Origin of the sequence: Sphingobium sp. (genome assembly GCA_035196065.1) — a bacterium.
Taxonomy (GTDB): Bacteria; Pseudomonadota; Alphaproteobacteria; order Sphingomonadales; family Sphingomonadaceae; genus Sphingorhabdus_B; species Sphingorhabdus_B rara.
On record CP136575.1, the window covers coordinates 403409 to 417446 of the forward strand.

Annotated in this window: 9 protein-coding genes; 1 reads left to right on the forward strand and 8 read right to left on the reverse strand. The window is 59.0% G+C overall.

Annotated elements, in window-relative coordinates; translation table 11 throughout:
• Window positions 1-10 precede the first annotated feature (10 nt).
• From RSE16_01945 to RSE16_01980, 8 genes are read right to left on the reverse strand one after another with little or no spacing between them, the layout of a single operon-like run.
• A complete protein-coding gene (locus RSE16_01945; GenBank protein ID WRH76257.1) occupies window positions 11-1498 on the reverse strand; it encodes a serine hydrolase domain-containing protein in 1488 nt (495 codons plus the stop codon).
• 58 nt (window positions 1499-1556) lie between these two features.
• Window positions 1557-3914, reverse strand: coding sequence for a transketolase (locus tag RSE16_01950; protein ID WRH76258.1), 2358 nt, complete (start codon window positions 3912-3914; stop codon window positions 1557-1559).
• Between the two features lie 10 nt (window positions 3915-3924).
• Window positions 3925-4554: an isochorismatase family protein gene (locus tag RSE16_01955; GenBank protein WRH76259.1), complete on the reverse strand. Its 630-nt coding sequence runs from the start codon at window positions 4552-4554 to the stop codon at window positions 3925-3927.
• Window positions 4554-5744 carry a CoA transferase gene (locus RSE16_01960; GenBank protein WRH76260.1) on the reverse strand — a complete coding sequence of 397 codons (1191 nt, stop codon included), beginning with the start codon at window positions 5742-5744 and terminating at the stop codon, window positions 4554-4556. The genes RSE16_01955 and RSE16_01960 overlap by 1 nt, the downstream gene beginning before the upstream one ends.
• On the reverse strand, window positions 5744-7630 hold the full coding sequence (locus tag RSE16_01965; protein ID WRH76261.1) for a hydantoinase B/oxoprolinase family protein: 1887 nt from the start codon (window positions 7628-7630) through the stop codon (window positions 5744-5746). Before RSE16_01965 ends, RSE16_01960 begins: the two co-directional genes overlap by 1 nt.
• A gap of 11 nt (window positions 7631-7641) precedes the next feature.
• Complete coding sequence (locus RSE16_01970; protein ID WRH76262.1) at window positions 7642-9690, reverse strand: hydantoinase/oxoprolinase family protein; 2049 nt, start codon at window positions 9688-9690, stop codon at window positions 7642-7644.
• A gap of 14 nt (window positions 9691-9704) precedes the next feature.
• Entirely contained in the window at window positions 9705-10613 is a 909-nt protein-coding gene (locus tag RSE16_01975) for a hydroxymethylglutaryl-CoA lyase (protein ID WRH76263.1), read from the reverse strand.
• 40 nt (window positions 10614-10653) lie between these two features.
• The gene (locus RSE16_01980) at window positions 10654-11325 is read right to left on the reverse strand and encodes a GntR family transcriptional regulator (protein WRH76264.1); all 672 of its coding nucleotides are present in this window, start codon (window positions 11323-11325) and stop codon (window positions 10654-10656) included.
• A gap of 124 nt (window positions 11326-11449) precedes the next feature.
• On the opposite strand from RSE16_01980, the gene RSE16_01985 reads away from it, so the two are divergent.
• A complete protein-coding gene (locus RSE16_01985) occupies window positions 11450-13981 on the forward strand; it encodes a TonB-dependent receptor (GenBank protein WRH76265.1) in 2532 nt (843 codons plus the stop codon).
• Window positions 13982-14038 lie beyond the last annotated feature (57 nt).

Genomic DNA, 14038 nt, shown 5'->3' on the forward strand with positions numbered 1-14038 from the left:
TAGACAGGCATCAGGGTTTTGCCACTGATTGAAATGCGAGCGACTGGATTTGTGGGTCAGCGGTAGGAGCGAGCAGCAGGCTACCCTCGATCTTTCCGTTGGCGCAGTTCCAGCTGAACCGACCCGACAGGCGGCCGGTCGGCACGATCGCGGCGTCAAGGTCGCACGTCCCGCTTTTCGCGGCAGCCTCGGCGAGTATACGGCGCCAATTGGCGTCGCTACGGTCCATTGCAAAATTCATCGCCAGATTTCTACTTTCACCCTCGACGCCGCCGGCCTGCCAGATCCGCCGCGCGGTGGCATAGGCGGTACGCAGATGATCGGATATCGGCAATGCGCGCGGGCTGGCAAAGCCGGATTTGAACAATGCAGTCGCGGCATCCCAAACGGGCCCGCTTGGCCCGGCATAGGTGCGGTTGGAGAGTGCAAAGACGCCTAGGCCCGCATCGGGCACCAGCAGCATGTGGCTGCCATAACCCGGGAAACCGCCGCCATGGAACAGCACATTGCCCAGTGTACAATCGCTGGCCGCCACTAGCCCCGCACCGTAAATAGCCGACAAGCGGCAGCTATCGCCTTCTGCACCCGGGCGCCGCCGGCTATGAAGGAGACCGCCACCATATTGCATCGCGCGTATCGTCTTCGCCGATTGCGCCTCTTTGTCGATCGCAGGCCAAGCCGACAGCAGATAGCCGATCCAGCGAGCATAATCTTCGCCCGTGGTTACCAATCCGCCCATCGCGCCAAAGGCACCATGGGCCATGGTCGGCTCAAGCGACCATGCATCATTTTCCCACCGATATCCCTTAGCCAACCGGCCCTGCGGCACATCGCGAACCTCATACCGCGTCGCGGCCATGCCGAGCGGTTTCAAAACGGTCGCACCGACGCGTTCGGCATAATCCTGCCCAGAGGCATTGGTGACGATCCGGCCGAGCAGGGCATAGCCGAAATTGGAATATTCATAACGCGTATCGGGCGCGGCAGTGAACGGCACGCCCGCTTTCAGCATCTTGGTGAATTCAGCCTCGGGCAAAGGCTGCTGCCGGTCGCCCCATGGATCATCAGTAACAAAGCCCGCGGTGTGGTGGAGCAGATCGCCGACGGTGATTGCATCGGCCCAGCCTTTTGTTTCGGCCACATATTTGCTCACCGGATCGTCAAGCCGCAGTTTGCCTTCGTCCCGCAGCCGCAAGATCGAATAGCCGGTAAAGGCCTTGGTCATCGACGCGATACGGAACGCGGTGGCGGGCGTAACGGGGGTGCGGCCATCAAGTTCCTGCACGCCCAATGCCTTTACGTGGACAAGCTTGCCATCCTTCACGACGCCCCAGACAAGACCAGGGACGTGCGATTCCTCCATCCATTTGGCAAAGGCTGCATCCAGAACCGCAAAGTCAGCTGCTGGTGCACTGACAGTTGGCGGGCTTTGCGCCCAAAGCGGCGTGGCAAACGGAAGTGAGGCGGCAAGCGCGGCGATCAGAACAGGTTTTTTCATATCGCCTACGCTAGCGCAGCGGCACCCATCGTCAAGCCGGTGCGAGCGCGTTGCCCCATCAATCGAGGAACAGGCCCGCCATTGCATCGATCATCGCATCGCTATCGAGCCGGTAGGCGCTGTAGAGATCCGGAAGATCACCGGTTTGTCCGAAACGGTCGAGGCCCAACCCGCTGACCCGATGCCCGCGCACTGCGCCGATCCAGCTCAACGCCCCGGGCGATCCGTCAATCGCGGTGACGATTACGGCCGACGATGACAGCGGTGCCAGTAGCTTTTCGATATGCGCAGGTTGGCGTTCGCCATTCTGCCAGCGACTTGCAGCAGCAGCAGACCAATCGCGATGCAGCAAATCGGGTGAGGTAATGTTGAGGAGGCCGAGGCCGGAAATATCCTCGCGCAGTTCATCCCATGCGGTCAGCACTTCCGGCGCAAGCGCGCCAGTAAAAGCAATTGCAGCGTTCGCGCCAGGCGCAGGGTGGCGCAGCCAATATCCGCCCTTAAGCGCATCAGCCTCCCAACTATCATCGGTGCGCTCAACCTGCTCAATCGCGCGGGTCGTGAGCCGCAAATAGGTCGACCCGCCATCAGGGGCATCGATCCGTGCAAAGGCGCGCTGCATGAACAGCGCAAGTTCATCGGCAAAGGCGGGTTCGAAATAATCCAGGCCCGGTTGCCCCATCCCGATCAGCGGGGTGTTGATCGACTGGTGTGCGCCGCCCTCAGGGCCCAACGTCAGGCCGGAGGGCGTTGCCACCAGCAGGAAGCGCGCGTCCTGATAGCAGGCATAGTTCAACGCATCGAGGCCGCGCGAAATGAAGGGATCATAAACCGTGCCGACGGGCAAAAGCCGCTGCCCAAACAATGGCGCGGACAAGCCTAACGCGGCGAGCATGAGAAACAGGTTGTTCTCGGCGATGCCCAGCTCGATGTGCTGGCCCGCCTCATGTCCTTCCCATTTTTGCGGGCTGGGGATTTTGTAACCGGCAAAAATATCCTTCAGTTCCTGCCGCCGGAAAAGCCCGCGCTGGTTCACAAAGGCACCCAAATTGGTCGAAACCGTAACGTCAGGGGATGTGGTAACGATGCGATCAGCAAACGGGTCGCCCGATTTGGCAAGATCAAGAAGGATGCGTCCGAAGGCCGCCTGGGTAGATTGTTCTTTGCCGTCCGGAACCGGAAAGCGCTTTGGTACGGTTATCGGTCCGGGCACTGGTCGCTGCGGAATGATTGCAGGCCGGCGCGGCTCGATAAAGGCCTGCACCGCCGCTGCGCTATTGGCCCCCATGCCGGCAAAGGGTGCCCATTCCTCGCCCTCATTGATCCCCAGGCTGGTGCGGAGCGCGGCGATCTGTGTTGGGTTCATCAGGCCGGCATGATTGTCCTTATGCCCCTGAAAGGGCAGCCCATAGCCTTTGACCGTGTAGGCAATGAACATGGTAGGCCGCTCGTCATCTGCCTCGGCAAAAGCGTCGAGCAGCGTTTCGATACAATGGCCGCCAAGGTTGAGCATCAGTGCCGACAGCTGGTCATCGTCAAAGCTCGCGATCAGTTTCAGTGCCGAACGGTTGCCCGACAGGTCCGCCGTCAGCCGCGCGCGCCATGCCGCACCACCTTGATAGGTCAGCGCCGCATATTCGGCATTAGGGCAATCGTCGATCCATTGCTCGATCGCCTTGCCGCCCGGCCGCTGAAAGACTTCCCGCTGCAATTTTCCATGCTTCAGCGTCAGCACGCGCCAGCCGCAGGTTTCAAAGATATCGTCGAAACGGCGGAACATGCGATCCGCCGTCGTGCTGTCTAGCGACTGGCGATTATAGTCGACAATCCACCAGCAGTTGCGGATGTCGTGCTTATACCCCTCGATCAGGCATTCGTAGATATTGCCTTCATCAAGTTCAGCGTCGCCCATCAGTGCGATCATCCGCCCGGCGTCACCTTCATTCATCTGGCCGTGCGCGATCAGATAATCCTGCACCAGACTGGAAAAAGCAGTAATCGCCACACCAAGACCGACCGAGCCGGTTGAAAAATCGACCGGAATGCGGTCTTTGGTCCGGCTAGGATAGCTTTGGGCGCCGCCCATGGCGCGAAATGTCTGCAATTGTTCGAGGCTTTGATTGCCGAGCAGATAGTGGATCGCATGCAACACCGGCCCCGCGTGTGGCTTTACCGCTACCTTGTCTTGCGGGCGGAGCGCATGGAAATAAAGCGCCGACATGATCGCCGTCATCGAGGCGCAGCTTGCCTGATGTCCGCCGACCTTCAGCCCGTCGCGGCTTTCGCGGATATGATTGGCGTTGTGGATGATCCAAGAGGAAAGCCAGCGCAGCCGCGCGTCGATCGTTTCCAGCATGCGGACAAGTTCCGCACGATCGGCAGCAGCAGCAGTTTTGGGGGCAACAGATGATTTCATATGCCGCTATCTAGGCGCAAGCGCGCATACGATCAATTGCATCGCTTTCAGATATCACTTCGGCATATTTGGCCTGCAGGTCGAACAGATTGGCCTCATGCGGGGCAGGGTGACGATCACCGCAGGCATCGCGCACAACAAAAGGTGCAAAACCGCTTTGCAACGCATCAAGCGCCGATGCCCGCACGCATCCCGAGGTGGAAAGTCCGGCAATCAAAAGCGTATCGACGCCTTTGGCCTCCAGCAGAACGGCAAGGGACGTTCCAAAAAAGGCCGAGGCATATTGTTTTGATATCACCGTTTCGCCCGCGATTGGTTCAAGACTTGGAGGGAAAGCGCCAAGCGGTGAACCGGCATCGAACACTCGAAGAGCAGGGATTTTCTGGTAAAATAGACCCCCATTGGCACCGCCAGGTTCATAGACGACATTGGTAAAAAACACTGGAATGGCCGCTCCGCGCGCGGCCGCGAGCAACCGTTCGCTGCTCGCCAATGCACCCTCGACGCCGGCATAAAGCGGCGAGGACGCGTCGAGATAGGCCATCACATAATCGACGATCAGCAACGCCGGCCGCGCACCAAAGGGCAAATGCCCGTCAAAGGCGCCGACATAGTTAGCGTTGAGATCGTCAGCAGGCATCAGATCGAACCTGCCGCGGCCAGTTCGGCAAGGTCAGCTTCGCTTAGCCCAAGATATTCGCCGTAAACCTCAGCATTATGCTGCCCGACGACCGAGGGTGCCGGACGGCGCACGCCACTGGGCGTTTCCGACAGCTTGGGAAATGCATTCTGCATCTTCAACTTGCCGAAACGCTCTGTCTCAACCTCGATGATCGCCTCGCGGGCCTTGAAGTGCGGGTCAGCGAGCATCTCTGGTGCGCGATACACACGGCCGGCGGGGATCGAATAGTGCGTCATCAACGCGTCAACCTCATCAACAGTCAGCGTCTTCGTCCAGGCGTTGATCCGTTCATCGAGTTCCAACTGGTTTTCGCCGCGCGCGAGATGGGTGGCATAGCGCGGGTCGGTGCCAAGCTCAGGTAGACCCATCGCCTCGGCGAGCCGCTGCCAAAGCGAATCCTTATTCGCCCCGATCATATATTCGCCGTCCTTGCAGATATAGACGTTCGAAGGCGCAATGCCGGTTAGGATCGAACCCGACCTTTCGCGGATAAAGCCGGTGCGGTCATATTCGGGAACCAGCCCTTCCATCACCTGCAGCACGCTTTCATACAAGGCCGCATCGACTACCTGCCCCTTGCCAGTGTTTTTCCGCACATGAAGCGCCGAAAGCACGCCGATGCAACCATAGGTCGCTGTCAGCGTGTCTCCGATCGATACACCCATGCGGCTGGGCGGCCGGTCCGGCTCGCCCACAATATAGCGCCAGCCACCCATCGCCTCACCAATGCCGCCAAAGCCAGCCCGGTCACTATAAGGGCCGGTTTGGCCATAGCCGGACATGCGCGCGATGATCAGGCCTGGATTGTCCGCATGAAGGACATCGGGACCAAGTCCCCATTTTTCCATCGTGCCAGGCTTGAAATTCTCGATCAGAACATCAGCCTTGGCAATAAGGCTGCGGACAAGCGCCTGGCCTTCGGGAACCCGCAGATTGGCGGAAACCGAACGCTTATTACGCGCGATCACTTCCCATTGCACCTTCTCGGCACCCTGGCCCCACAAACGCATTGGATCGCCCTCACCGGGGGGTTCGACCTTAATGACGTCCGCACCCATATCGCCGAGCAACTGGCCGCAGAACGGACCAGCGAGAAGCTGGCCGAGTTCAACGACCTTTATGTCAGAAAGCGCACCTGCACTTGTCATTATTCGGCAGCCTGCAGCGTCGTCCACACCGGCTGCGTCGGCGCGGGCAGGCCGGTTTCGTCGGCACAATTGGCGCGTAAATCGTCAATCGAGGGGCCATAGTCGAACAATTTCAGTTCACCCCGCCTGCTGCGCATCTCTGCGCGCAGTTTCTCTGTGGCAACTGCGTCAATCTCGCCATTGTCGTTCGCGATGACGCCATAGTCGAGTGCACCTTTGGCAGTAACAAGCCCCTGAACGATTTCCTTGCCGACAAGTGCAGGGTCGCGTTCGAGCGGGTCGCCCCAGCCGCCGCCGCCCCAGGTGATGAAATGCAACTGGTCGTCTTTCTCGACATGCACATCCTCCACCTTGTTGCCGATGATCTCGACACTGCCATCAGCCTTTTCGAGCAGCTTCTTCGCACGCATCCCCGGATGCCCCCCATTGACGCCCCATGGCGGCACGAACCAGCGATCATCATGGATCGAGATTGTTCCCGGGCTAAGGAATCGGTAGGTCATGTGAATGCCGTTGCCGCCGCGGTGCAGGCCAGCACCGCCGCTATCGGGTTCGGTTTCATACCGTTCGATCAGCAGCGGGAAATAGCGTTCGAGAAACTCGTTGGGCACATTGGTGAAACCCGGCCAGAGCGAGTGGCCATCAGGTCCGTCTCCCAGCGGCCGGCCCGGAATGCCGCCGAAGCCGATCTGGAACAGTTGGAACCATTCGCCGCCCTTGCCCGCGCGCTGATCATTACCCGAATAGAACAAATGGGGGCTGGAGCTGAAGCCTGCGGCGTTCAGGAATTCCGGCGTCTTTTGGCCAAGCAAACCACCCAATATGTCGAAAATCCGGCCCAGCGCATGGGTACGACCCGATAGCGCGGCAGGGAATTTCGGCTTCAGCAGCGATCCTTCGGGGATGCGGACATCGATCAAATCATAGAAGCCGTCATTGAACAGGATCTGCGGATCGAAGACCATGATCATGTAGATGCCGAAGAACATCTTAAACATGTTCTCGTTGAGATAGAAGTTGATCGACGCGGCCGACTGTGGGTCGGTGCCGGCGAAATCAAGGACCACCTTTTCGCCTTCACGGCGCATGGTGCATTTGATCTTGTAAGGGCCATAGCCCATGCCATCGTCGCAGATATAATCTTCAAAACTGACAGGCTCTTCGGCCACAGCCATGCCGATCAGTGCCTTCATCGCACGGTGGTTGCGCGCGAGCAGTTCCTGGGTTGCCGAGACATAGACATCGTCACCGAAACGTTCGGCCATCTCGACCACGCGGCGCGCAGCAACCCGACAGGATGCGATCAGCGCGTTAAGGTCGGCCTGGCACCAGTCCGGCTTCCTCGTCTGGTGCATGACAAGCTTCATCAGATCGTCATTATATTCGCCCTTGCGCCAGATTTTCACCGGCGGGATACGCACGCCTTCCTCGAAAATCGAACGCGCGTTGATCGGCATCGAGCCTACAACCTTGCCGCCAATGTCTGACTGGTGGCCGAACATGGCAGTATAAGCGAGCAGGCGCCCGTCCTTGAACACCGGCAACAGCACCAGCCAATCGTTCGAATGGCTAATCGCGCCTTCGCAGCTATAGGGGTCCGACAGGAAGATCATGTCGCCATCTTCCAACGTACCGTCAAAGCCGCGCAGGAAGCCGTCGATAAAGCTGCCGAACTGACCGACGATCATCTTACCACTATGGTCGGCGATCAGCGGAAAGGCATCGCCCTGTTCCCGGATACCCGGCGACATGGCGGTCCGCACCAGCGTCGCGTCCATCTCGATACGCGCGTTGCGCAAGGCGTTTTCGATGATGTCGAGCGTTACCGGATCGATATCGATCTTTTTGAAAGGCGTGGGATTGGTTTCCACAATGGTTGCAGGCATCGCGGTGCTCCTTAAGCCAGATTGATCAGGATGTTGCCAACGGCATCGACAGTCGCGACGCAGCCGGTTTCGATAAGCGTGGTCGAATCCATTTCGACGACGATCGCTGGGCCAGGGATGACATCGCCCTGCCGCAACTTTGCTCGGTCGTAAATGACGGCGGCCTGTTCCTTGCCATCCATCCAGAGCGTGTGATCACGCATCTTGGCGGCAGCCGGGTTTCCGTCACCCTTTGGCAGTTCCGCCGCAGGCAGATCCAGACTGCGACCCAGCGCGACCGCGCGCAGGTTCACGATTTCATGGGGCGTATCCATGTTGAAGGTGAACAATCGCAAATGCTCTTCATCAAAGCGCTGCAATATACCTTCTACGCCCTTTTCGCGCAGCGCATCGGCGGTGATCGTCAATGGCACTTCAAAGGCCTGACCGGCATAACGGACGTCGACTTCGAACTCGCTGGTGATCTCGTTTTCGGGAACGCCGTCGTTGCGTAGTTCGGAATGGGTCTGCGCCGCCATCTCCTCAAGGATCGCGATCAGTTCTTCCGCCTTGGTATCCTTTGCAAGCCGCGAGAAGCTGCGCGCGGTTTCGGTACGCATCCGCGTCGTTGCATCTCCCAACGCGCAGAGCACGCCAGGCGACACTGGTGAGATTGCCGGCCAGCTGCCCATCAACCGAGCGACCGCATTGACATGAAGCGGGCCCGCGCCGCCAAAGCCCATCAGGGCAAAGTGGCGGGGATCATAGCCCTGTTGCACAGAGATCATCCGCAATGCGCCAAACATGTTTTCGTTGACGATATCGATAATGCCGCGCGCCGCCGCCATCAAGTCTATGCCGAGCGCGTCGGCGATTGTCTGTACCGCCTTTTTCGCGCCTTCACGGTCGAGGTTGAAAGTGCCGCCCAACAAGTTCTCCGGCAGATAACCGAGGACGACATTGGCGTCAGTCACCGTAGGAAGCTCCCCGCCCTTGCCATAAGCCACAGGCCCGGGCACCGCGCCCGCCGATTGTGGGCCAACGCGCAGCGCACCGGTCAGTTCGGGCACATAGGCAATGGAGCCACCGCCTGCGCCAACCGTTTTCACATCCAGCGCAGATGCGCGCACCGACAAATGTCCCACCTCGGTGGTGCGTTGGCGGCGTGGTTCCAGATTTTCAATTAGGGCAACGTCGGTCGAGGTGCCGCCGACGTCAAGCGTCAGGATGTTTTTGAACCCTGCATTTTTCGCGACCCACAATGCGCCGGTCACGCCGCCAGCCGGGCCTGACATGAGGATATTGACCGGCTGTTCCTCCGCCTTTTGCGCCGACATCAGACCTCCGTCGGAGCGCAACAACGATAGCTTGCCCGCCATGCCGGCAATGGCCAGCTTGTCCCGCAGGTTAGACACATATTTGCCGACGACCGGGCGCACCGCAGCGTTCGCAACGGTGGTGAGCGTCCGCTCATATTCCTGCATTTCGGGGAGCACTTCATGACTGAGCGAGACAGGCACGTCCTGCATGATTTCGCGGGCGAGTTCGCCGACGCGTTTCTCGTGGCTGCCATTGGTATAGGCGTTGATGAAGCTGACGGTGATCGCCTCGACACCCTGCGCCTTCAACTGGGTCAGCGCCTCCCGCGCGCCTGCCTCGTCGAGTGGACGAATTTCAGTACCGGTGGCGTCGATCCGCCCCTTGACCGTGACCGTATCCTCCAGCGCGGCGAGCGGCTGCGGCTTGGGCCAGATGATCCATGCGGCAAGACCGCCCGGAACAAAACTACGCGCAATCTGCATGATGTGACGGTGGCCTTCGGTCGTGATCAGGCCGACGCGCGCGCCCTTGCCTTCCAGAACCGCATTTGTCGCAACGGTCGTGCCATGGAGAAAATAATCGATGTCCGATGCGCCAACGCCTGCCTTGTCGCAGATCGCGTTGACCCCGTTCAAGATGCCTTCGCTGCTGTCATACGGGGTCGAAGGCGTCTTGTGCCGCCAGAAAGACCCAGTCTCAGTGTTAAACAGTAAAAGGTCGGTGAACGTCCCCCCGACATCGACTCCTAGGCGATAGCCCATAACCTATTCTCTCCTCATCCGACCTTCGGGAAAAGCGGCGCCTGCGCCACCATTCCCGGCAGTTTGCGGTTCATGATTTGCCCGAGCCACTGGCTCGATTCGACTAGTTTTCCAAGGTCCATGCCGGTCGCGACCCCTGCGCGCCCGAGCATATAGACCACATCCTCGCTAGCCACATTGCCAGCCGCACCGGGTGCAAACGGACAGCCTCCAATGCCGCCCAAGGCCGCATCCACTACGCTGGCCCCCGCAGTCACCGCCGACCAGACATTGGCAAGGCCGGTGCCCCGCGTATTATGGAAATGGACCCGAACGGGCAACGGATGCACGGCCGCAGTGACTTTGCCGACAAGCCGCGCGACATGCGCGGGGTCGGCAACACCGATCGTGTCGGCCAGCGCAATTTCAACAGGCCCGGCCTCGGCAAGCTGCCGCGCAATAACAACCACCTGATCCTCCGCCACTTCGCCTTCAAAGGGGCATCCGAACGAGGCGGCAATCGTTGCCTGCGCGCTAAGGCTTTCAGCCTTTGCGCGCAAGATAATGTCTTTTGCGACCACAACCGATTCGGCGCTTGTCTGGCCTTGGTTCGCCATCGCAAAGCGGTCGGTAGATACGACGACGGCCCCGATCTGGTTGATCCGACCGGTTGCTATGGCCCGTTCGGCACCGCGTAAATTCATGACAAGCCCAATATAGGTCACATCATCGCGCTGCGGCAGCGCCGCACAGACGGCGTCAGCATCAGCCATTTGCGGAACCTTTTTGGGGTTAACGAAACTGGTCACCTCTATCCGGCGCGCGCCGGCATCGATTGCGCGCTCGATCAGCGCAATCTTGTCGGTTGTCGCAACCAAGGCCTTTTCATTTTGCAACCCGTCGCGCGGGCCGACTTCCACAAATTCAACAGATGACGCACTCATGCAAACATTTTGGCAGAATTGTATACAAAATCAACTACAGCTATTCTGCTGCAGCCAGATCCTGTTCACGCAATCGGCTATGGGCGTCAGCATAAGCATGAAAGGCGCGACGGATATGAGCCCGCATCACCGCCTCGGCCCAATTGACGTCTCCCCGGGCAAAGGCGGCCAACAGTTCATCATGCTCCCTATGCGACCGGAGCAAATTTTCCGCATCATAATTTTGCGCCGTCCGCCAGACGACTGGCTGCTCGATCAATTGGGCAAGCGCGGCTGTAAGGCGCGGCGAGGCGGATGCATCAAGAATGATGCCGTGAAATTGCCGATTATGCTCCAGAAATGCAGGGATATCAGCGTGCACAGTTTGCACGGTGCGTCCGATCGCGGCGTTCAGCTGTTGCAATTGCTGAAGCTGATCGCGACTAATGCGCTCAGCTGCCCGCCGCGCCGCGAGCCCCTCGAGCATCTCGCGCAAGATGAAAGCTTCTTCGACGTCATCGATAGACCAGTTGGCCACAAAGCTGCGCTGCGATTCCGAACGGCGGATCAGCAATTCGCTCTCCAACCGGTTGAGGGCGTCACGCACCGGCGTGCGAGAAACGCCGCAGCTTTCGGCAAGCTGCTCTTCGCGGATTTGCGATCCGGGCGCGAGCGCGCCGGACAGGATCATCGCCCTGATTTGGAGGTATGCGCGGTCTGAAGCCTTGGACATAGGGTTTTTACTATCTCTTGACGATGGAAATATTGTATACAATACCCATGCTAGAGCGCAACCGTTAGCCGCGCAGAGGAGCAATTAAGGCTATCAGGTCCGCCACCGTATCAGGGAGATTGCCATGTTAAAAACCCGTTCGATGCTATTTGCCTCGATTGCCATTTCAGGGCTGTTCGCCTTTCCGGCATTCGCGCAGGATGCGGCCGATGGCGCGTCCGAGGGCGAGGAAATCATTGTAACCGCGCGCCGTCAGGATGAACGCCTGCAGGATGTACCCGCGTCGGTAACCGTTCTAACCGCCGATGCGCTCCAAAAAACGGGCGCTGACAAAGCGCAGGATTTTGCTCAGCTTACCCCAGGCGTCACAATCGTGACCGGCACGGCCGAGGCTGGCGACACCCAGATCAACATTCGCGGCATCAACGGTGCTCGCGACGCCGAAAGTTCGATCGCGCTGGTCGTCGACGGCATTCTGAAGACCAACACAGCCCAGCTCAACCAAACGCAGGGCACACTGCGCCAGATCGAAATCCTCAAAGGCCCGCAGGGCGCGCTCTATGGTCGCAATGCCGCCGCAGGCGCAATTGTCATCCAGACGCTCAAGCCCGGAGACACGCTCGAAGGCGCGGTCCGCGCCAGCTATGCCAATGAAAATACCATTGAGGCCACCGGCCATATCTCGACACCGGTCGGAGAAGGTGCCGGCATCGTACTGTCGGGTTATTACCGTCAGACCGATGGCTTTTTCCGCAATATCTTCCTCGACCGCAAGGTTGCGGATGACCAGAAAGTATGGAGCCTGGACGGCCGCTTCACAGCAGAACTGGGCGATTCCACCAATGTCGACGTAAAGGCCCGATATTCTGACTTGCGCGGCGCATCGATCAACTTCAACGCCGCCTTCCATCTGCCCGCGTTGGGCGGGGCGTTCAACGAGGACGTCGATGACCATCCGTTCCGTTACTACAGCAATATACGGCCGACCAACGACCAGCAAACCTTCGATGCCTCAATCAAGCTCGAACATGACTTTGGTTCAACCGTACTGACTGCATGGGCACTCTACTCCGATGTCGACCAGAGCCTGACGGCAGACGGAACATCGGCCGACTTTGCCCGCTACATTTCGCCTGCTTTCGGCGCACCTGCAAACCCCACCAACCTTGCAGTGCAAAATGCCTGCTTCGCGTCAACGGCAGCCAACAGGGGCTATCCGGTCAACCCGCCGGGAGTGATCGGTTCGATTCCGATACCCTTCATCTTCAATTTTTCGGGCTCGACCTTCGGTCCCTACAGCCCGACGACTTGTGACGGCACGCAGCTTCAGGTCCGCCAGCAGAAGGATATCAGCGGCGAAATCCGTCTCGCATCAAATGGTGATGGCCCGCTAAGCTGGCAGATCGGCGGCTATGCCCTCCACATCGATCGGTCGGTAGGGGTCAGCCTTGGTGCCGACCTCGGCAGCGGCATCTTGCCGACGCTTTACAACGCACCGGGCAGTTCCAACCCGACTTCGCAGCTCTATTCGGACAAGTTCAAGACCGACGTTTATGCAGCGTTCGGTTCGGCCGATTATGACGTGTCGGATGCGCTCAAGATCAGTGCGGCACTGCGCTACGATGTCGAAGACCGCAACGTTTCGAACCTGGTTCCCAATGTCAGCGATCCGATCACCGGAGCGAAGATCAACCCGGGTCTTCCCGCTACCGGTTTGATTCCTGACAAGAACGGCACTTTCAAACAGCTTCAGCCCAAAATCAGCCTGAGCTGGAAGCCAGGTGCTGGCGACACCAACATTTATGCTAACTGGGGCATCGGTTTCAAATCCGGCGGTTTCAACAACCAGGGCGCTTCGGCAACGGTGAACCAGTTCTTCAACAACACTACTGGCGCGTTCGGCACGATCGACGCTGACGTCTTCATCAAGGACGATTATCGCAAGGAAAAATCGAGTTCGTTTGAAGCAGGCGTAAAGGGTGCCATGTTCGACGGCCGGATCACCTATGATCTTGCCGGTTATTACACCCGGATCACCGACATGCAGTTCTTCGAATTTTTCGTTGGCTCATTCGGCCTGTTGCGCGTGGTGTCGAATATCGACCGCGTCGACGTAAAGGGCGCAGAATTTAACCTGACTGGCCGTATCATCGATGGCTGGAAAGTCTTTGGCTCGGTCAACCTGACCGACAGCGAGATCAAGAAGAACAGCTCGCGCGCCTATACTGTCGGCAACAAATCGCCTTACACAGCCGACTATACCATCAACCTTGGAACCCAGATCGACGCTCCGCTGACCGATAACATCGACCTGTTGCTGCGGGCCGACTATCGCATCACCGGCGACACATGGTTCCACACCGTGCAGGATCAAAGCAGGCCCACCGTGTTCAGCGCGCTGTTGCCAGCATCGCTGTTCGCTGCCCCGCCGGTTGCCGGCAACGGTGATTATGGCGCCGCCAAGCGTGATGCCTTTGGCGTGCTCAACCTGCGCGCCGGCCTGGAAGGCGAGAGCTGGAACCTCTCAGTCTTTGCCGACAATATGCTCAACCGCAAATATATCGCGGAAGCCATTCCGGCGATCGAATTTGGCGGATCGTTCATCTCGCCGGGCGGCCGCCGCCTGATCGGGGTAGAGGTCGGATACAAGTTCTAAAGACCCGTCCTTCAGGGTCGCACACCGCGCCCGTCGCGTCCTCCATGGATGCGGCGG

Coding starts and splice junctions, on each gene's coding strand:
- RSE16_01970 (WRH76262.1), bottom strand. CDS start 9,690: ATGGGCTATCGCCTAGGAGTCGATGTCGGGGGGACGTTCACCGACCTT.
- RSE16_01945 (WRH76257.1), bottom strand. CDS start 1,498: ATGAAAAAACCTGTTCTGATCGCCGCGCTTGCCGCCTCACTTCCGTTT.
- RSE16_01950 (WRH76258.1), bottom strand. CDS start 3,914: ATGAAATCATCTGTTGCCCCCAAAACTGCTGCTGCTGCCGATCGTGCG.
- RSE16_01975 (WRH76263.1), bottom strand. CDS start 10,613: ATGAGTGCGTCATCTGTTGAATTTGTGGAAGTCGGCCCGCGCGACGGG.
- RSE16_01965 (WRH76261.1), bottom strand. CDS start 7,630: ATGCCTGCAACCATTGTGGAAACCAATCCCACGCCTTTCAAAAAGATC.
- RSE16_01955 (WRH76259.1), bottom strand. CDS start 4,554: ATGCCTGCTGACGATCTCAACGCTAACTATGTCGGCGCCTTTGACGGG.
- RSE16_01960 (WRH76260.1), bottom strand. CDS start 5,744: ATGACAAGTGCAGGTGCGCTTTCTGACATAAAGGTCGTTGAACTCGGC.
- RSE16_01985 (WRH76265.1), top strand. CDS start 11,450: ATGTTAAAAACCCGTTCGATGCTATTTGCCTCGATTGCCATTTCAGGG.
- RSE16_01980 (WRH76264.1), bottom strand. CDS start 11,325: ATGTCCAAGGCTTCAGACCGCGCATACCTCCAAATCAGGGCGATGATC.